At 30.3% G+C, this 20,670-nt stretch carries 13 protein-coding genes and 1 other RNA gene; 9 read left to right on the plus strand and 5 right to left on the minus strand.

All coding sequences use genetic code 11. The features are described from left to right. Positions 1-1,755, plus strand: a 1,755-nt coding sequence (locus tag RWQ73_RS05865; protein WP_314407262.1) for an LPXTG cell wall anchor domain-containing protein, incomplete at its 5' end; no start/stop codon positions are given. Between the two features lie 71 nt (positions 1,756-1,826). Here RWQ73_RS05865 and RWQ73_RS05870 read toward each other — a convergent pair. The 4 genes from RWQ73_RS05870 to glyA form a co-directional block, all read right to left on the minus strand. After that, positions 1,827-2,297 (minus strand): S-ribosylhomocysteine lyase, encoded by a 471-nt coding sequence (locus RWQ73_RS05870; RefSeq protein WP_314407264.1) that lies wholly within the window; start codon positions 2,295-2,297, stop codon positions 1,827-1,829. A 122-nt stretch (positions 2,298-2,419) separates the two neighbouring features. Continuing rightward, complete coding sequence (locus RWQ73_RS05875; protein WP_314407265.1) at positions 2,420-3,733, minus strand: solute carrier family 23 protein; 1,314 nt, start codon at positions 3,731-3,733, stop codon at positions 2,420-2,422. A 33-nt stretch (positions 3,734-3,766) separates the two neighbouring features. Next, complete coding sequence (guaD, locus tag RWQ73_RS05880) at positions 3,767-5,128, minus strand: guanine deaminase (protein WP_314407267.1); 1,362 nt, start codon at positions 5,126-5,128, stop codon at positions 3,767-3,769. 209 nt (positions 5,129-5,337) lie between these two features. After that, positions 5,338-6,555, minus strand: a complete 1,218-nt coding sequence (gene glyA / locus RWQ73_RS05885) for a serine hydroxymethyltransferase (RefSeq protein WP_314407268.1) — start codon at positions 6,553-6,555, stop codon at positions 5,338-5,340. A 515-nt stretch (positions 6,556-7,070) separates the two neighbouring features. Here glyA and RWQ73_RS05890 point away from each other — a divergent pair. The 6 genes from RWQ73_RS05890 to murB all read left to right on the plus strand — a co-directional run bounded on the left by RWQ73_RS05890 (position 7,071) and on the right by murB (position 14,537). After that, positions 7,071-8,021 (plus strand): ribose-phosphate diphosphokinase, encoded by a 951-nt coding sequence (locus RWQ73_RS05890; RefSeq protein WP_304094048.1) that lies wholly within the window; start codon positions 7,071-7,073, stop codon positions 8,019-8,021. 100 nt (positions 8,022-8,121) lie between these two features. Continuing rightward, complete coding sequence (pth, locus tag RWQ73_RS05895; protein WP_314086529.1) at positions 8,122-8,679, plus strand: aminoacyl-tRNA hydrolase; 558 nt, start codon at positions 8,122-8,124, stop codon at positions 8,677-8,679. Positions 8,680-8,879: 200 nt separating this feature from the next. After that, positions 8,880-12,431, plus strand: a complete 3,552-nt coding sequence (gene mfd / locus RWQ73_RS05900; protein WP_314407270.1) for a transcription-repair coupling factor — start codon at positions 8,880-8,882, stop codon at positions 12,429-12,431. Then, on the plus strand, positions 12,424-12,987 hold the full coding sequence (locus tag RWQ73_RS05905) for a DNA-3-methyladenine glycosylase I (protein ID WP_314407271.1): 564 nt from the start codon (positions 12,424-12,426) through the stop codon (positions 12,985-12,987). The genes mfd and RWQ73_RS05905 overlap by 8 nt, the downstream gene beginning before the upstream one ends. Before the next feature lie 133 nt (positions 12,988-13,120). Continuing rightward, the gene (locus RWQ73_RS05910; RefSeq protein WP_314407273.1) at positions 13,121-13,642 is read left to right on the plus strand and encodes a GrpB family protein; all 522 of its coding nucleotides are present in this window, start codon (positions 13,121-13,123) and stop codon (positions 13,640-13,642) included. Further along, on the plus strand, positions 13,635-14,537 hold the full coding sequence (murB, locus tag RWQ73_RS05915) for a UDP-N-acetylmuramate dehydrogenase (protein ID WP_314407275.1): 903 nt from the start codon (positions 13,635-13,637) through the stop codon (positions 14,535-14,537). Before RWQ73_RS05910 ends, murB begins: the two co-directional genes overlap by 8 nt. Positions 14,538-14,604: 67 nt before the next feature. Here the strand turns inward: murB and RWQ73_RS05920 are convergent, their stop codons facing one another. Continuing rightward, the gene (locus RWQ73_RS05920; protein ID WP_314407276.1) at positions 14,605-15,852 is read right to left on the minus strand and encodes a replication-associated recombination protein A; all 1,248 of its coding nucleotides are present in this window, start codon (positions 15,850-15,852) and stop codon (positions 14,605-14,607) included. A gap of 145 nt (positions 15,853-15,997) precedes the next feature. On the opposite strand from RWQ73_RS05920, the gene ssrA reads away from it, so the two are divergent. Further along, positions 15,998-16,354, plus strand: a transfer-messenger RNA (tmRNA) gene (gene ssrA / locus RWQ73_RS05925). Positions 16,355-16,705: 351 nt separating this feature from the next. Beyond that, positions 16,706-20,670, plus strand: a 3,965-nt coding sequence (locus tag RWQ73_RS05930) for a YSIRK-type signal peptide-containing protein (RefSeq protein WP_314407279.1), incomplete at its 3' end; no start/stop codon positions are given.

Raw genomic sequence — 20,670 nt, forward strand, 5'->3', positions numbered from 1 at the left:
AATATTCCTATTCGTATTTATACAGATTCTAAAGGTGAGGCGCTAAGAGAAGAAGCCTTACCGGAATTAGTAGTAAGCGAGAAAGGTGAGGCACTAAGAGAAGAAGTCTTACCGGAATTAGTAGTAAGTGAGAAAGGTGAGGCGCTAAGAGAAGAAGCTTTACCAGAATTAGTAGTAAGTGAGAAAGGTGAATCACTAAGAGAAGAAGCTTTACCAGAATTAGTAGTAAGCGAGAAAGGTGAGGCGCTAAGAGAAGAAGACTTACCGGAATTAGTAGTAAGCGAGAAAGGTGAATCATTAAGAGAAGAAGCCCTACCAGAATTAGTGGTAAGTGAGAAAGGTGAATCATTAAGAGAAGAAGCCTTACCAGAATTAGTGGTAAGTGAAAAAGGAGAGCCATTAAGAGAAGAAGCCCTACCAGAATTAGTGATAAGCGAGAAAGGTGAGGCGCTAAGAGAAGAAGTCCTACCAGAATTAGTAGTAAGCGAGAAAGGTGAATCACTAAGAGAAGAAACCTTACCGGAATTAGTAGTAAGCGAGAAAGGTGAGGTGCTAAGAGAAGAAGCCCTACCAGAATTAGTGGTAAGTGAGAAAGGTGAATCATTAAGAGAAGAAGCCTTACCAGAATTAGTGGTAAGTGAAAAAGGAGAGCCATTAAGAGAAGAAGCCCTACCAGAATTAGTGATAAGCGAGAAAGGTGAGGCGCTAAGAGAAGAAGTCCTACCAGAATTAGTAGTAAGCGAGAAAGGTGAATCACTAAGAGAAGAAACCTTACCGGAATTAGTAGTAAGCGAGAAAGGTGAGGTGCTAAGAGAAGAAGCCTTACCGGAATTAGTAGTAAGCGAGAAAGGTGAGGTGCTAAGAGAAGAAGCTTTACCAGAATTAGTAGTAAGTGAAAAAGGTGAGTCGTTAAGAGAAGAAGTCTTACCAGAATTAGTAGTAAGCGAGAAAGGTGAAGCGTTAATTCAAGAAAGTGCTCCAGTAGGAAAAGTAGAAAAGATTAATGACGGTAAATCAGGAGTTGAAGTAGAATTATTTAATAATAAAATTGATAATATTTCATTAAATGTTAAAGCCGTTAAGGATGTTCAACAATTGAGTAATATTAGTAAAGAATTATCTGTAGATAAGGATAAAGTGAGAATCCTAGATTTGAAATTATCTATGGATAATAACGTAGTGCATTTAAACAATGAAAGAATAGTTCGAATAGCTTTACTGGAAAATGAAAGTAGCGAAATTGAAATATATCATGTGGATAAAACTGGTAAGTTAACGTTGATTCCTTCAGAAGTAAATAACAGAGTAGTTCAATTTAATATTAATCATTTTAGTTTGTTTGCGATAGTTGATTTTAATAAAAAAGAGAAATCTAATGAAAAGGAATTAACAATTAATAATATCGAAGGTTCAGCATCGCTACATTTAAAAAATAATGAAACTAGAAAAGAAAATTCGAAAGTTGTAAGAAATAATATTGATGAAGCTAGTTATCGTTTAAATGATAATCTTGAAAAATTAAATGCTAATATAACTCAAAATGAAAATCATTTAAATAGAAATAATCAACTTCATAAGTATACTTCAAACAATAATGATGCTACACAAAATATAGACAAATTGAGTAATAAATTTGAGAAAAAAGAATCTCTTCCAAAAACAGGGGAATCATCTTCTGAACAAGGCATAGTTTTAGTTGGACTAGGATTAATGATAGGTCTTTTAGGAGTTAGAAGAAAGTACAGCAGTAAATAATTAAAAAATGAGAAGTACAAATGATTACAGAATCAAGTGTACTTCTCATTTTTATTTTGAATAAATTTCGATTAATTGCTAAAAACGTTTTTCCATTCAGAGCGTTTTTCTAAGAATCTTTTAGCTTCCATTTGAGCACCTTCTAAAGAGTGAGATGCTGCCCATCCGCATTGTACTTCGTTACACGCTGGTACTTCAGTAGCAACAAGAACATCTTCTAAAGTTTTTGCTAAAGCTTCTTCAACTTCTTCGTAGCTATCGTTGTTGATTACTGATAGGTAGAAACCAGTTTGGCATCCCATAGGACCAAAATCTAGCACATTATCAAGGTGATTCCTGATTAGTTCAGCGATTAGGTGCTCTAAAGAGTGAAGATTAGGCATTTCTAAGTGTTCTTTATTTGGTTGGCAAAATCTTATATCATATTTGTAAATTTTATCTCCATTATCACCAGAATACACACCAACTAATCTAATATATGGTGCAACAACTTTTGTGTGATCTAGATTAAAACTTTCAACATTCATTTTCTTTTCCGTCATCAATATATCTCCATTTCTGTATTTTTAATTTGCATTTATCATTATACTATATTTTAAAAAAATATAAAATTAATAAGAATAAAACTGATGCTCGTATGAACATCAGTTTTTAAATTCTAATATTATTTTTCTATAGGAATAAGTTTATTCATTATTATTGCTACAATTGCACCAACAGCAATAGGAGAACCTATTAAGTATTGAAGTAATTGTGGAGCACTAGCTTTTAATTCTGCTGGAATGAATAATAATCCAATTGTAAACATTAAAGGTACTCCGATAATGTATAATTCTCTTTCAGAGAAATCTAGATTCTTAACAACTCTAAATCCGTTTAGTAGGATGATAATACATACTACAGAGAAAACACCTCCAATAACAGCAGAAGGAATTGAATTAATAATTGCAGAAAGTTTGCCTAAGAATGATAATCCGATAAACCAGAATGAAGCCATTACAAATACTTTTCTACTAGCTACCCCAGTGATAGAGATGATACCAGCGTTAGTAGAATATCCTGTAACAGGTGTTGCACCTACAAGAGCTGCTGCTAGACATCCAATACCTTCACCAATAACTCCTTTATTCACTTGAGAATCGCTTAGAGGTTCATCTATAACTGAACTTACTGCATACCATGTACCAGTAGTTTCAGCTAAAAGAACCATATAGATTATGATCATTGTTATAATAGCAGAAATTTCAAAATGTATATTATAATCTAAAAATAACAGTTTTGGCATTGAGAAAAAGTTAGCATCTTTAATTCCTTGAGTACTAAATCCTCCCATTAAATATGCTGAAAATGTTCCAATACCTAATGCGATAATTACAGATGAAATTTGGAATACTCTTTTAAATTTATTAACGTAATTTCCTAGAGTAGAAAATAGTATTAAAGAAGCAGCTGTTATGAAAGCTAATAGTACATTTTGCTTCATAGTTAATCCGTTACCTTCGATGTAGATATTACTAACAAATGCTGAAGGAAGTAGAGTTAATCCGACTATCATAATTATTGTTCCACTAACAATAGATGGAATATAATTTTTTACTATATATTTATAAATACCAGAATATCCAAGTAAGATTACTAATATTGCACCAACTATACTTGCACCAAGAACAGTTCCAAGATTTTTTGTTCCCATATATATACCAATAATAGCACCTAGTGGGATAAATGATGGACCTTGACAAACTGGTAATTTTAAGTAGAATAATACCTGAATTAACGAGGCGATACCTGCACCAAGAAAAGTAGATTGAATAAGTCCAGTAGCATCACCAGGTGATAAAGCAAGCGCAGTTGCTAAAATGAAAGGCGGTACGTAGACATCCATCGCTAGGACGTGCTGTAAACCTAAAATTAGGGATTGAGAAAATGGGATATTCTCTTCAACTCCTATAGTTAAATGATTCTTATTTTTTGACATAAAAACATTTCTCCTTAATTTTAATATATGTTATTAATCTTTTTTTAGAATTTGTTTACCTTGAACCCAAACTTCTCTAATATTTTCTGATGTAGAAAGATATAATATTTTTTGAAGAAGGTGCTTATCTTCTTCATTGTCTAAATATTTTGGAAGTTTGTTGCTAGGCGAATTAATATCAATTACTTGAAAGTCACAAATGTAACCCTCTTTAAAAATACCTAAAGGTAATTTTAAAGCCTCACCACCGCCCGTAGTGGCAAGATAAAAAGCTTCAAATACACTAACTCTCGCATTATTTGTTCCACGATTATTAGCATCGAGTTTATTATCTACTCCATCATTTAGCATTCTGCTAGCCATAACTGTATGCTTTATATTGTCATAAAGACTAGGTGAGAATCCACCGGATATGTCAGTACCTAGGCAAATATTTAAACCTTGTTTTTTTAGCTGATTAACAGGGAACACTGCGTTTGCAAAATATGAATTAGAAATAGGACAATGACAAACAGAAGATTTTTGCTTTTTAAAAATATCTGCATCTTCTGAGTTAATAAAATTTCCGTGAGCCATAACTGATTTATCAGTTAGTAAACCAAATTGGTCTAAGACCTCTGAATCTCTTTTTCCGAAACGTTCTATAACAAAATTATGCTCCCAGTCACTCTCGCTGCAGTGACTTTGAATATAACAATTATATTTTTTTGCTAATTTTCCTAATTCAAGAAGTGCATTGTCAGTACAACTTGGAACAAAACGAGGAGTAATAACTGGATATACACCTTGAAATACATCTTTTGCAAGTGTTTGTACATCTAAAATGAATTTTTCAGTATTATCTATAGCTTCTTTTGTACTATTATCACGATAGAAATCAGGATTCATTGTTTTATCATCCATTACTACTTTTCCAACGAATCCTCTTTGACCATAACTAGCACAAATTTTTGCTAATTCAAGTGTTGCCTCATTATGTATAGTACCAAAGTACATTGCCGAAGTAGTTCCGTTAGCAAGTAATGTTTTTACTAAATCAGAATATACTTCTCGAGCGTAGTCTAGATCTTGATATTTTGATTCTAAAGGGAATGTGAAATTATTTAACCAATAACTTAATTCGTCATCCAATGCAAGACCAGCTTGTGGCCATTGGGGAGCATGAATATGTAAATCAATAAATCCAGGTAAAATAATTTTATCTTTGAAATCAAAGAAGTTATTATCTTTTGAATGCTTTTCTAATAATTCTAGGTAATTCTCATCATCCTGTCTAATGACTTTAGATATAATACCATTACTAGAAACAAAGACTAGCGCCTGTTTTAAAAATTCAATATCTCCATATTTAGGACTATGGAAAAAAGATGCTTTTATAATTTTTTTGTTATTCATATTTTCATTTCTCCTAAAGAATTTTTATAAATATAACATAAAAAACGAACGTTGTCAACGATTTAAAACTAATTTAAATTTTTCTTTGTAAAAATACGAACAATATAAATAATATTAAAATGAAATAGTTCGTAAAAAACGAGGATAACTCAAAAATCTGGATTTCAGAGAAATTGATTTTTGAGTCACCCTCATTTGAAATATTATTTTTATCTAAATTCTTTTCTTTCTTTTGATACTAATGCTTTTACTCTATTTTGAGCTGTTTCTAAATAGCTTTCACCATTTTTTAGTAAATCACAAATAATGTTTGTAATTTCCACAAAATCTTCTTCAACATACCCCTTAGTTGTCATAGCGGCAGCTCCTAAACGTAGACCACTAGTTTTCATTGGAGGTAATGTATCAAATGGGATACCATTTTTATTACATGTAATTTTAGCTTTACTTAATAGATTACTAGCATCATGACCAGTAACGTTATAAGTAGAATACGTATCAATTAAACATAGGTGGTTATCACTACCATTAGATACAACTGGAATGTTATTAACTTTAAATGCTTCTACCATAGCTTTCATATTTTTAACTACTTGTTGTTGATATACTTTGAATTCTGGTTTAAGTGCTTCTGCAAAACAAATCGCTTTGGCTGCTACTACATGCTCTAAAGGTCCTCCTTGTGCTCCAGGGAAAATCATCTTATTAATTTTAACTGCTATCTCTTCATTATTAGTAAGAATAATTCCACCACGAGGTCCTCTTAAAGTTTTGTGTGTAGTTGATGTAACAACATCAGCATAAGGTACTGGATTTGGATGTAAGCCAGCAGCGACAAGACCAGCGATGTGAGCCATATCGACCATTAAGTAAGCACCTACTTCATCAGCAATTTCTCTAAATTTAGCAAAATCAATTACACGAGAGTATGCACTTGATCCCGCAATAATCATTTTTGGTTTATGCTCTTTAGCAATTCGAAGTACTTCGTTATAGTCTATAAGATGAGTATCTTTATCTACACCATATGAAACCGCATTGAACAGTTTTCCTGAAAAGCTAACTTTACTACCGTGAGTTAGGTGACCACCAGCATCCATACTCATCCCTAAAACAGTATCACCAGGTGTTAATAAAGATAAGTAAACTGCGATGTTTGCACTTGATCCTGAGTGTGCTTGCACGTTTGCAAATTTTGCATCGTAAAGTTCTTTTAATCTATCTATTGCAAGAGATTCTATTTCGTCAATTACTTCACATCCATCATAGTATCTTTTTCCAGGATAACCTTCAGCGTATTTATTTGTTAAAATACTTCCTGTTGCTTTTAGAATGTCTTTAGAAACAAAGTTTTCACTTGCTATAAGTTCAATGTTGGTGTCTTGTCTATGTTGTTCTTTTTCAATAAGTTCAAAAATTTTATCCATAATGGTACTCCTTTTGTTTATAAAAATTAAGAAAAAAGAAATATTATAGTTTAAAATATAAGGGCTTAATAAAATAATAAGTATATAAAAAACTATGTTAACTATAAACATTGAAATGAATCTTTAAAAAGTTAAATGTTTATTAAATTTCTTTTACTCTATATTTTATAATGATAGCATATTATGATTATAAAATAAACTAAAAACTAAAAAAAATAGTCGAAATAATTAAAAAATATACTGAAGTATACATAAAATACGAATATTAGATTCAAATTAATAAAAATGTAGCATAGAATGTTATTTATAGGAGTATTTTGTTTTGAAATGTAAAAAATATTAATATAGTGATAGTTGGAGTTTGATAATTAAATTGGGAATCATTTGATAGTAAAAAAATTGATTTTAATTAGTCTATACTTGAATTAGTAGAAATTATCTAATATTTATGCTATAATAATTAACGGAATACATCTGTATTACTATCGAACCAATTTTTAAGGAGAAAATTTTATATGCTTGTAGATAAACCATTAAAGCTGTTTTCATTGAATGCTAATATTCCATTAGCACAACAAGTAGCGAAGTCACTAGGAGTAGAACTAAGTAAATGTAGTGTGAAAAAATTCAGTGACGGAGAGGTTTCAATTAATATAGAGGAAAGTGTACGTGGTAGCGAAGTATTCGTACTACAATCTACTAGTGGTCCTGTAAATGACAATTTAATGACTTTATTGATTATGATAGATGCACTTAAACGTGCTTCAGTAGACACTATTAATGTTGTGATTCCTTATTACGGATATGCACGTCAAGATAGAAAAGCAAGAAGTCGTGAACCTATTACAGCTAAATTAGTTGCTAACTTATTAGAAGTAGCAGGAGCAGATCGTATAATTGCATTAGATCTTCATGCACTTCAAATTCAAGGATTCTTTGATATTCCAGTTGATCACCTTATGTGTGTACCAATTATTGCGAAATATTTTAAAGAAAAACTTCCAGATATGGAAGAAGTTGTTGTTGTATCACCAGATCACGGTGGCGTAACTCGTGCTAGAAAATTAGCCGACGCTTTAAATACACCAATCGCAATTATTGATAAAAGAAGACCAAAACCAAATGTTGCTGAAGTTATGAATATTGTAGGTAACATTGAAGGGAAAACTTGTATCCTTATAGATGATATTATTGATACAGCGGGTACTATTACTTTAGGAGCTCAAGCACTTAAAGATAGAGGAGCAAAAGAAGTTTATGCAAGTTGCTCACATGCCGTACTAAGTGGACAAGCATTAGATAGAATTGAAAATTCTCCAATTAAAGAATTAGTGTATGCTAACACAATTGATATACCAGAAGAGAAAAAACTAGATAAAATGGTGCCGTTATGTGTAGGTGATTTAATAGCTAAAGCTATTTATAAGATTCACAATAACGAACCAGTAAGTGTTCTTTTTGAATAATAATTAATTAAATTAAATAGATATTTAAAGAAGACAGCGGTGTCCGTTGTCTTCTTTAAGTCGTGAATTCGATAGTAAATAAATAAAGTGAGGATAAATTATGAAATTGATAGTTGGATTAGGAAATCCAGGAAAACAATATGAAAATACAAGACATAATATAGGATTTATGGTTCTTGATGAACTTGCAAAATCATGGAATGTAACTTTTGATAAAACAAAATTTAATGCAGAATATGCTATGACTTATCATAACGGAATTAAATATTTGTTGATTAAACCTACAACATATATGAATCTTTCGGGTGAAGCAGTAGGGAAGTTTTATGATTATTTTGAGATTGATATAGAAGACATCTTAGTAATTTATGATGATTTAGATACTAAAACTGCAAACTTTAAACTTAAAGCAAAAGGAAGTAGCGGTGGGCATAATGGAATTAAGAGCATAATAAGTCATCTTGGAACAGAAAAATTCAATAGACTTAAAATTGGAATCGATAGACCTACGCCTCCTATGAAAGTAGTTGACTATGTACTTGGTAGATTTTCAAAAGATGAGATGAGTGAAATTGAAAAGATTTATTCTAAAAGTATAAATTGTATTGAAGATTTCTCAAAAATGAGTTTTGTGGATTTGATGAACAAATACAACTAGAATATTTGCAGAATAAATAAAAAAACTTATATTAAAACTTATAGATGCAGAGGTTTGTTGATAGCTAAATTTGCTTTATAAAAGATTTTAAGATATCTAATAAATTTTTGTGGGATTGATTTGATAAAATCATTTTCTTTGAAATCACGATTTTTGAATTACTCCCTCTTTGCTATTATTTGTCGTAGAAAGGAGCGTATATGATTAAAGACAGTCTTTTGGGAATTGTAGATTTACAATTAGAAAAAAAGTATAAAAACATAGGGATTTATGGTCAAAATATAACAACACGTGCTTTGAAAATATATAATGAATATAAACAAAGTAATAAAACAGTTGTAGTTTTATCACAGAGTAAAGCAGAAGCTGAAGAGTTATTTACAATACTAAATGATTTTGAAAGTGAAACATACATTTATCCAGAAATTGATATATTAAAACGTCATACTTCTAAGAGTAATGATTTAGTTCAAAATTCGATAAAAGTTCTTGAGAACTTGGTAAATAATATACACAGTATAATTATTATTCCTATAGAAGCTATTTATAGAACTGTGAAAAAGCCTAGTGACTTTAAGAATAATAGCTTTGAAATTAGTGATGATACTATCATTAGCTTTGATGAGTTACAAAGTAAATTAGTAAATATGGGGTATCGTAGAGTTGAAAGTGTTGATGTAGTAGGGGAATTTTCTAAAAGAGGTAGTATAGTTGATATTTTTTCTCCTTTAAGTGAAAAGCCGATAAGGTTAGACTTCTTCGATGATGAGCTTGATAGTATGAGAACTTTTGATGAAATTACACAGAGATCGCTTGATAAAATCAATAGTACTGTTATTTATCCTACAAGTGATTTTTTCCTTACTTCTGAGGAGAAAGATTTAGTTGTTGAAAAAATACTGACTAAATTAAATGATAAAAAAATAAAAGAAGATGCAAATTATCAAGAGATTAGTACATATCTTCAAGAAAGAATAGAAATCTATAAAGCTACTGGAGATTTCAGTGATTTAGAAAGTTTTTCAAATTTAATATATGAAAATTCATTTAGTATTGTAGATTATTTAACAGAAGATACTATTATCTTCTATGACAATTATCATAAAATCATAGAAAAGATAGAAGGTCTAAGAGAGTACTTTTTAACAAGTCTACAGGAAATAAACAGAAGTTATATTTATCAAGATGTAATAGATAATATAGCATTTGAAAAAATACAAAATTTAGATACTAGAAAATACTATTTATCTACTTTGAAATTAAATGATAAAATTATCGAGAAAAACTTTAACTTAGAAATAATTGATTTAGCGTATTATTCAAGCGAGGAATATTTAGCTAAAGAAATCAGGGAGAAAATAACGGATAATTTTAAAGTAATTATCTCGTTAAACACACAAAAACAAAAAGATTATGTTGAGAAAGTGTTATTTGATAATTATTTTTATGATGATATTTATTACGGTGTAAAAGAAGGGAAGATTTTTATTGATGTAAATAAATATCATCTTAAGGGATTAGAAGATAGAAAAAATAAAATATTCCTATTAACTCCGCGTGAACTATTTACTGAAGAAGAAAGAAAAAAACGACGTGTAAAATTCAAGTATACAAATTCAGAAAAAATAAGAAACTATCAAGAACTAAATGTTGGGGATTATATTGTCCATGTTAGTCACGGTATTGGTTTATATGAAGGTATTGAGAATGTAGAAGTAGGGGGAGTATATAAAGACTTCTTAAAGATCGTCTACGATGGTGGGGATATTATTTATGTAGATATAAATAATATGAACTATATTCAAAAATATACCGCTTCTACTGATAATAGGAAACCAGCTTTAAATAAACTTGGTACTAAAAATTGGCAAAAGACTAAGAATAAAGTTCGAAAAGAAATTGAAGATATTTCTGAGGACTTGATTAAACTATATATTAAACGTGAGTTAAGTTCGGGATATGCTTATAGTTTTGACGGTAGTATGCAGTCAGAATTCGAAGCTGATTTTTCGTATGTTCCAACTGATGATCAAGTGAAAGCAACTGAAGAAATAAAAAGAGATATGGAAAAAGAACGACCGATGGATAGACTCCTTTGCGGAGATGTTGGATTCGGTAAGACGGAAGTTGCTATGAGGGTTGCATTTAAAGCTGTTACTGATAATAAGCAAGTCGCTGTTTTAGTACCGACAACGCTATTAGCCGAACAACACTATGATAATTTTGTAAGTAGATTTGCGAATTTTCCTGTTAATATAGAAGTTGTTAGTAGGTTCAAATCTGCAAAAGATATTACCGAAATTTGTAAGAAACTTGAAGATGGTAAGATTGATATTATCGTTGGAACTCATAAGTTATTGAATGATAAGTTTAAGTACAAAGACTTAGGTTTATTAATAATAGATGAAGAGCAACGTTTTGGAGTTAAACATAAAGAAAAAATTAAACATCTTAAAAATACGGTAGATGTACTTACTCTTAGCGCAACTCCTATACCAAGAACACTGCATATGAGTTTAATTGGAATTAGGGACTTATCTGTAATAGAGACTCCACCTAGAGAACGTCAACCTATTCAAACCTTTGTAACAGCCCAGAATAAAATGGTTATCAAAGAAGCGGTTATGAATGAGGTTAATCGCGGAGGTCAGGTATTCTATGTTTATAATAGAGTAGAAACAATCGACGAGAAGTACTTAGAACTAAAACGTTTATTGCCTGATATTAATATTGCTTATGCCCACGGTAGAATGAGTCAAAGAGAACTTGAGAATATTATGTCTGATGTTATCGATAGGAAATATGACATGTTAATATCGACGACTATTATTGAGACTGGTATAGATATTTCAAATGTAAATACTTTGATAGTAGAAGATGCTGATCGTTTTGGATTAAGTCAACTGTATCAACTTCGTGGACGAGTAGGACGTAGTAGTAGAGAAGCCTATGCGTACTTAATGTATGAACCGTTTAAATCATTAACAGAAAACTCAGAGAAAAGATTATCAGCGATTAAGAACTTTACATCTCTAGGAAGCGGATTTAAGATTGCTATGCAAGATTTATCTATTCGTGGAGCAGGTGATGTTCTAGGTGGAAGACAACATGGATTCATCGATTCGGTAGGTTATACGCTATATTCTCAAATGTTAGAACAAGAAATTCAAGCTAAAAAAGGAATTTTAGAACCTTTATTAGAGAAAGATAGAACACAGGATGTTAGTTACTATGAAAATATAATTAAAGAATCAGCTCCGAAAATTAAAAAAGATATTTTTGAAGTTGAGACTGATGATCTTGAAATCAAACTTAATGTAGATGCCTTTATTCCAAAAGAGTATATCTCTAGTGATGCTGATAAAATAGATTTCTATAAGAGATTGAATAATGTTGTAAGTGATGAAGAAATAGAAAGTATCGTTGAAGATTTAATAGATAGATTCTCTGATTTTGGAGAAGAAGTAAATAATCTGATAGATATTTGTTATTTAAAAGTTATGGCAAAAAACACTATGGTAACTAGTATAAAAGAATTAGCGAATAAGGTAGTTATAACATTTGATAAAGATGTTATGAACAGTCTTAAAGGAAAAGAACTATTTACAGCTTTAACGCCGCATAAGGACACACGTATTGTTGCAAAAGATGGATTCTTCCTTGAGATTGATAAAAAAGAAAGATATAGCATCAGACGCATAAGAGAAATGTTGGCTATTGTGAATAATAATTTGGAGGCTGTACATGAGTAAACATAGATGCCCATGGGCAAAAGATCCTTTAGATATTGAATATCATGATAATGAATGGGGTAGAGAAACCCATGATGAACAGATGTTATTCGAATACTTAGTATTAGAGGGGATGCAAGCAGGATTAAGCTGGTCGCTAATATTAAAAAAACGTGAAAATTTTAAACGTGCTTTTGATAATTTTGACTATAATATTTGTGCAAATTATACAGAAGAATATTTAGAATCATTAAGGGAAGATGAGAGTATTATAAGAAATAAGTTGAAAATCTATTCAGTTAGAAAAAATGCTCTAGCATTTATCAAAGTGCAAAAAGAGTTTGGAAGTTTTGACAAGTATATCTGGGGTTTTACAGATTATAAAAAAATCGATAACAAGTTAGAAAGTTACAAAGATGCTCCTAGTGAATCTGATTTGTCTATCAAGATAAGTAAAGATATGAAGAAAAGAGGATTTAGCTTTGTAGGAAGTACCATAATTTATAGTTATATGCAAGCTATTGGTATGATAAACGACCATGAAAAAAATTGTTTTTGTTATGAAAAATGTTGTTAAAAATGAGATTAGATAGATTCAAAGGATGGTCTTTGTAATAGCGTATCTATTCAAATTTAGATATAACTTTACTTTGTAAGAAATAACGTCTATAATATATAAGAATGTTTAATTTTAAGATAGGATTTTATAAATGGATAAGAGAACTGTTAAAATTGAAGAAATAAAAGACAATGAGGTCTTTGTTAATATATTTTTAGAAGAAATAAAAAAAATACAAGAGATTCCAAAAATGCCGAAGTGTGAGTTCTTACATATTGGTGTAACGAGTACTACACAGGTATTAGGAGAAAAAATTGTAGACATTCTTGTTGTTGTTGAGAATTTACATGAGATAACAACATTTGATGAGAAAAGGTTAAATAATATAGGTTATCATAGAATAGCTCATAATGGATTAAAAGGTGTAATTAAGTACGCTAGAATAATTGATTATCTAACAATGAGCTATGATGTAGTACTAAATGTAGTCCAACGAGATACGGAAATACATAAAGATTTTATAAAAATTAAAGAAGTTTTTAATGATGAAGTTTTAAAGAATGAATATAATTCGTTTAAAAATAATAATAAAGAACTTTCGTTTAAAGATTATTCAACGAAAAAAGTAATATTTATAAATGATATGTTAAAAAGGATTGAAAAAAATGATTAAGACAAAAAAAATTGAGGAAATTCTTCTAAGTAGTGAAGTATTGTATAATGAACCTCTAAGAAAATATAGTTTTACGAAAACGGGTGGGAACGCAGAAGTTTTAGTAAAAATAACAAATGAACAAGATTTACAAAATGTTATTAAATTTAGCAACGAAAACAACATAGAACTAACTATTTTAGGAAATGGTTCAAACGTATTAATTTCTGATAATGGTATTGCAGGAATTGTAGCTATTACTAGTGGTATGAATAATATAGAATTACTAGGAGGCGATGTTATTTCTTGTTATGCAGGGTTAACACTTAAAGAACTTACTGATTTTTGTATAGAAAATAACTTAACAAATCTCGAATTTTCATGTGGTATTCCGGGAAGTGTAGGTGGAGCAATCTTCATGAATGCTGGAGCATATGGTGGTGAAATGAAGGAAGTTGTTCAAAAAGTTGAAGTTTTCACTAGAGATGGTGAAAAGAAAATATACACAAATGAACAGATGGAATTTTCATATAGACATTCTGTAATTCAAGAAACAAATGAAATCATTTCTAGAGTGTATTTCCAAATGAAAAAAGGAAATAAAGAAGAAATCATCTCTAAAGTAGAAAAATTGAATAAAATGCGTTCGGATAAGCAACCTTTAGAATACCCCTCATGTGGATCTGTATTTAAAAGACCAGAAGGTTACTTTGCAGGAAAACTAATTCAAGATGCAGGATTGCAAGGTTTAACTGTAGGTGGAGCACAAGTTTCAAAAAAACACGCTGGGTTTATGGTTAATATAAATTCTGCAACGTGCGAAGATTATAAAAATTTAATAAAAGAAGTTCAGAAAAAAGTTTTTGAAGTTTCAGGTGTTGAACTTGAATGTGAAGTTAAAATATTAGGTGAGTAAAAAAAGGAATGACTCTATAAAATCATGATTTCTTAAGAAATCGATTATGTTGAGTCATGCCCTTTTTTTATTTCAAATTATCTATAAATTTTTTATATTGTGCAAGATTTTGTTCATTCTTATTATTAGTTTTCGGTGTATAGAATGTTCTTCCTATTAAGTTATCTGGAAGATATTGTTGCTTAATATAACCAGTAGGATGACTGTGTGGATATTGGTAACCAACACCGCGATTTAGTTTATCAGCTCCGTAATAATGTGCATCTCTCAAGTGATCAGGAATTATGAATTTTGGATTTGTTTTAGTTTCATGTAGTGCATTGTCGATTGCCATATAAGCACTATTAGATTTTAACGAAAGAGCTAATTGGATAACCGCATTAGCTAAAGGTATTCTTGCTTCAGGCAGTCCAAGCATTTTTGAACTTTCAATAGCAGCATGTACAAAAGGTCCGATATTTGGATTAGCAAGACCAATATCTTCATAAGCTATGACGCTCATTCTTCTATAAATTGTATCTAAATCTCCACTATTAATTAATAATGCTAAGTAGTATAGCGATGCATCTACATCACTTCCTCGTATAGACTTTTGAAAAGCACTAATAACGTCATAAAAGGCATCACCATCTTTGTCATATGCTTTGAATTTTCCTAGGGATAAGTTTAATAGCTTCTCTTTTGTGACAATTTCACCTTCATTTGATAAATTATACAAAATCTCAAAAGTATTTAACGAGAATCTTAAATCGCCAGAAGAGTTAAGAGAAATTGTTTTAAATACATCATCTTCAATTATTAATTCTTTTGGAAATATTTCCTTATTATTTGCTATTTCTTTTAGATATCTATAAATATCATCATTAGAAACTTGTTGTAATTCGAAAATAATTAAACGTGATCTAATTGCTGGATTTACCGTATGATAAGGATTATTTGTCGTACATCCAATAACATAAATATTATCAAATTCTATTTCAGGAAGCAGTATATCTTGCATAGGTTTAGTTAATCTATGAAATTCATCAAGAAGTAGAATAACTTTTTTAAATCTTTTTGATTCTTCTATCACAGCAGTTAAGTCCTTTTTTGTACAATTTACAGCATTTAATATTTTGAATTTATAGTCTAGTTCATTAGCTAAAGCATTAGCGATTGAAGTCTTTCCTGTGCCAGGGGGACCATATAATATAAAAGAAAACATTTTTTTGCTTTCTACTATTTTAGAAAGAACTTTTCCATCGCCAATTAAATGATGCTGACCGATTATGTCGTTTATTTTAGTAGGGCGTAATCTATTAATAAGGGTTTCCATGGTACCTCCTTTAAAATTTTATTATCCAATATTAATTATAACATAATTAGCATAGTTGTTGATAGGAAGTTTATCTTGGAGTGAGTCTAAGACAATAAAATTTTACATAAGTTAAAATTTATGGTAAAATAGATTAATCACATTTGGGGATGTTTAGGATTCGACAGGGATGCTAGTCTTCTTGGTGGCATGTAGGAGGGTTGTCTTCTTTAACAACACATCAGTTAAATATAACTGGCGAAAAAACAAATTACGCTTTAGCAGCTTAATAAGCTAAAGGCTGATTACTTTGTTTGACTGTGACAAAGCTAATCGGTTCATTCTTAGCAGTCTACGATTTTTTTCTTCTGTTTGTAGAAAGAAGTAAGAGATTAATCAAACTCGTTTTTCATTGCCTGTTTATCGGCTTAAGTGGAGAATTAAATTCAATAGGTAAACTAAACATGTAGAGGCTAAGGGGAGGTATTTTTGGACGCGGGTTCAAATCCCGCCATCTCCATTTTATAGAAGTATACCATTTCGGTATGCTTTTTTTATTTTATATTACAGGAAAATATTAATATTACCAATATTTCTTTCTAATTGATAATTAATATTAAAATAAAATAACTATTTATATTTTTATTTAAAGTATATTTAAAGTATACAAAAAATATTTTTGTATTATTTATTTTGGTAAATTATTAATTATAATTACTATTATTTAAGCATTTTCTAGTATATATAGTATAATAATTGTTTATTTATCTGTTTTTTTTTTTTGAAAAAAGTAAGTAATATCTCTTTATTAGAGACATTTTTTGTGATATTATAATATATAAATTTTTATAATTTAGAAGGAGAAATATTATAAATGATAGGAAAAAACAACAAAAAAAAATTCCATGAACTCTCTGGAGAAAAGGTGGAAACCTATTCCATTAAAAAATTTAAAGTAGGAGCAGCGAGTGTTCTAATTGGAGTAGGTCTATTTTTTGGAGTTGGTGTCGTAGAAGCTAGTGATAATGGTACTCAAGCACGAGAAGCTACTAATAATTCAGATGAAGGAGTGAATAACCCTAATACTATTCTAGAGAATTCTGTAAAACCAGTAGTGAATAAAATTGTTAATAGTCCTGAGAAAGTAGCTGCAGCTGTTGCAGAAAAGTTAGCAACTCAGTCAGGTGAAAATAGTCAAGTGGAAAGTACAACAAAAGAAGTTGATAAGTCGCTTCTGAATAAAAAAATTGAAGAGTTAAAAGCTCAATTAGAAAGAATTAAAAACAACTCTAAACGACAATCAATGATTGACGATGCTACTAGTAAGTTAGCATCAGCAGAGAGCCTTGCACAATCATCAGCTACACAAACAGAAGTAGATGCTAAAGCAAAAGAAATTAGCTCATTAACTTCTATCTTAAAATCAATTAAAGCAGAAGAAACACCAAAAGAAAATAAAAATCAAGATAGTCGTAATGGTAAAAAGATGGAAGAAGGAACTGGTTTCCGTACTGGAGTCACTAATCAAGCCTTGACAGGATCAATTCATTTTGATACATCAACAGGACCAACAGAAAAACAAATTCCAGTTGCTAATAATGGTGACGGTGAACGTGTTATTAATTTGGCAATTAGTTATTCTGCGTCTTCAACTGAAACAGTTACAGACGGTAAAGTACGTGTAACAATACCAAAAGAATTCTTGCATTCTACTAAAAAACCAGAATTTGCAAATTCATCATTTGTAAAAAGTGTAGATGATTTATCAACTGCTACAAATTATATTTATGATTTAAATTTAAATCCCATGAGCGGGGGGACTGTTGCTGAAAGTTTATTAAAATTATATGTGGGTACCTCTATAAAAAATGCTCCATCGAAAGGCGATGTATTATCAGTTAATACTGATTTTATAGCAGGTGGAGAAACTTTATCAACGAAATCAGCTAGAGCTTCTTTTGACTATTTATCAGAAATTTTATATAGAGAAAAAGAGTGGCGACCAAAAACAGTAAAATATATGGTTGATCAGTTTGGAGCTCCATTACCAGAATTTAAAATGGGATCAGTTTCGAATGGAACTTTCAAGCCAATTGAAGGCAATACATTTAGATTACCATTTATTATGAGTGATCAAAGCTTTTTCAATAATCAAGAAACGGAACAAAATGGGAATGGACGTTTAACAAGTTATGATTATACGATTAGTGGAATACCAGATTTCTTAGAATTAGATCCAATAAATACAAAAAATAATAAGTTTTGGACATTAGAAAATGGAGTTTTAACATTACATCCAGATGAAAAGAATGGTATTGATCAAAGCTTACTTTATGGTGGACCAATTCTGAAGGTAAAAGAAGGTGCATTTAATACTCCGGAAGCTATTGAAAGAGTAATTGAGTCAAATTCTACTAAAGGTTTTAACGCTAATATCGTTTATAAAGCTGTCGGACATAGACCTGATGGTTCAACATTTACTCAGACATTAGAAAATCCTGATGGATTTAGATTATATCTTGGTGATGGTGTTCCTGCTGTTAAAGATCTGGATACAAGAATTTTTCCTGAAACCAATCAACGATTATATTCACATGCAAGTAATGAGGACAAATTTAACGCTAGATTTTCTATTCCAAATGATAAATTAAAAGGTGATGGAGCATTTTTACCAAGTCAGTATATAAACTATTTTATTCCAAAAGATCAAGAAGGGAATTATTTCACAAAATTCCAGTTAAATAGAGTATTTACAAATGAAATAAAAGCTGATGGTTCAAGAGAATTTAGAGGTTATTACAGAGAAAAGTTAGAAGGAAATTTAAAAGAGAATTTTAAATTATATGGAGTAACTAAAGATAACCAAGCTGAATTGTTGAAAGAATATACTTCAATTGATGAATTATATAATACTATTGAAATTAATCCTGAAAAGAAATATGATCATTTAATTCTAAAACATCCGGGTATAGTAGATGAATTTCAAAGATATAATTCAACTTCTAAAACAATAACTGGATTAGAATCAAGACTTGGAGTAACTGTTGGTACATGGAAGGAAAAAGCCCAAGATAAAACAATTCAACGCTATGACGATCAAATAGCGCAAGGGTCTACATCAGAGAATACAATAGAGAGTGCTATAGCTATGGAACGTCCTGCTACGGGTAGTGGTGATTCTGCATGGCATGTCAAAACTCCAACAAAATTAACATTAAATATGAATCAAATAGGGAGTCAAACTTTAACTAAAGATCAGTTAACAAGAGGTCAAACAATTCCTATTGCTGTAACGTATTCAGCAGGGGATTATTTTGGGTTAATAGAATCAGATAAAGATGGAAGTAAGACTTACGATATAAATAAATTGGATCCCAATATTACTAAAACAAGTGTAATGTTATTAGCAGATCCAAAGTTACCATTGAAAGACTTTAGATTAGCAGCAGATAATCGTTTATTATCAAAATACACATTACATTTTGGTGGAGTGAATGGTGATGCTGCAAAAGAACCGTATGATAAATTAAAAGAATCTTATGATACTGTAAATCCAACTAATATTATCGAAAATTATAAAGGAACAGGTAAGCGAGCTTATATCTTTGATTCAAAAGATTTAAATCTTACTGGTTATGATTTAAATAGATGGATAAAAGGTGGATTATATAGTCCTACAGCTTTGACTTTCGAAGTTGAAAATAATGGACAAGTTGAAGCTGGAACTTATGGGATTGAATCTTATTTAGTATGGAATAGTGAATCGGAGACATTAATAGGTAATGACAATTCAATTAATGCTAATTTTGTTGAAAATCATAAGCCAGGTTTATCTATTTCAAAAGCAAATATTAATGTTACTATTAATAATATTGCTGAATATTCATCTTCTTTAACAATTGCTAAACCTGGGACTACAGGTGTACGAGGAATTATTGATGTTAAGAATGGTCAAGAAGTTATCTTATCACCACAAATTGAAAACTTAACAGATCTTCCTCAAAAAGTAAAAGAAGCTGTAGTACTAATACCTAAGACGGAAGCTCTAACATATTTAGAAGGTCCAATAGTTGATGATTCAGACGAATATGATGTAGTTTATACGACATCAACTGCTACTGACAAAACTACTGGAACATATGTAAGTGCAGATCAAATTACAAATTGGAAAGATGTTACTGCCGTTAAATATGTATTTAAAAATAATTATACTGTAACAAAAGAGCATGCCTTTAAACACAACTTTAATCTACGTGTCGATCAGAATAATCCAAACTATGTGCAAAGTACTTCTCAAATTTTTCTTAAAAATGGACAAGATGTTTGGTTAGAATCGAATGTTGTTGGTTTGAGAACGGAAGATGTTCGTGGAAAACTAGAAGTGTACTATAAAACTGTAGATGGCGAGCTCTTGAAAGAATTCCCAAAAACTAGAGATTTTGAAGGACAGCCTTATACTACAACTAAAGAACCAATTCTTAAAGATTTTAGAAATAGATGGTATGCTCTGAACGACTATATTTTTATTGAAGTTCAACCAGATTCTGATCCAGTAGTGGGTACTTATGAAAGACAGGTAACTAAGAAAGTAACCTATTTATATGATAAGGCTAAAGTAAAAGTAGAAACTAAAGATATTATAAGAACTATTAATTATATTGAAAAAAATAATGAGGGTAATATCATTTCTAGTCCAGTGACACAAAAAGTAACAGTTTCAAGAAAAGTGTATACTGGAGAAAAAACAGGACGTGTTGTAGAAGATAATTGGGAAATTCCTGCAGATGCTAAATGGGAGTCTGTAACATCTCCAACACCTTCAGAATGGGAAAAACCAGA

The sequence above is a fragment of the uncultured Gemella sp. genome (assembly GCF_963525875.1).
Classification (GTDB): domain Bacteria; phylum Bacillota; class Bacilli; order Staphylococcales; family Gemellaceae; genus Gemella.

Bases quoted from the DNA above. Each gene is read 5' to 3' on its own strand.
- RWQ73_RS05870 (WP_314407264.1), bottom strand. From the start codon at position 2,297: ATGACGGAAAAGAAAATGAATGTTGAAAGTTTTAATCTAGATCACACA.
- RWQ73_RS05875 (WP_314407265.1), bottom strand. From the start codon at position 3,733: ATGTCAAAAAATAAGAATCATTTAACTATAGGAGTTGAAGAGAATATC.
- guaD (WP_314407267.1), bottom strand. From the start codon at position 5,128: ATGAATAACAAAAAAATTATAAAAGCATCTTTTTTCCATAGTCCTAAA.
- glyA (WP_314407268.1), bottom strand. From the start codon at position 6,555: ATGGATAAAATTTTTGAACTTATTGAAAAAGAACAACATAGACAAGAC.
- RWQ73_RS05890 (WP_304094048.1), top strand. From the start codon at position 7,071: ATGCTTGTAGATAAACCATTAAAGCTGTTTTCATTGAATGCTAATATT.
- pth (WP_314086529.1), top strand. From the start codon at position 8,122: ATGAAATTGATAGTTGGATTAGGAAATCCAGGAAAACAATATGAAAAT.
- mfd (WP_314407270.1), top strand. From the start codon at position 8,880: ATGATTAAAGACAGTCTTTTGGGAATTGTAGATTTACAATTAGAAAAA.
- RWQ73_RS05905 (WP_314407271.1), top strand. From the start codon at position 12,424: ATGAGTAAACATAGATGCCCATGGGCAAAAGATCCTTTAGATATTGAA.
- RWQ73_RS05910 (WP_314407273.1), top strand. From the start codon at position 13,121: ATGGATAAGAGAACTGTTAAAATTGAAGAAATAAAAGACAATGAGGTC.
- murB (WP_314407275.1), top strand. From the start codon at position 13,635: ATGATTAAGACAAAAAAAATTGAGGAAATTCTTCTAAGTAGTGAAGTA.
- RWQ73_RS05920 (WP_314407276.1), bottom strand. From the start codon at position 15,852: ATGGAAACCCTTATTAATAGATTACGCCCTACTAAAATAAACGACATA.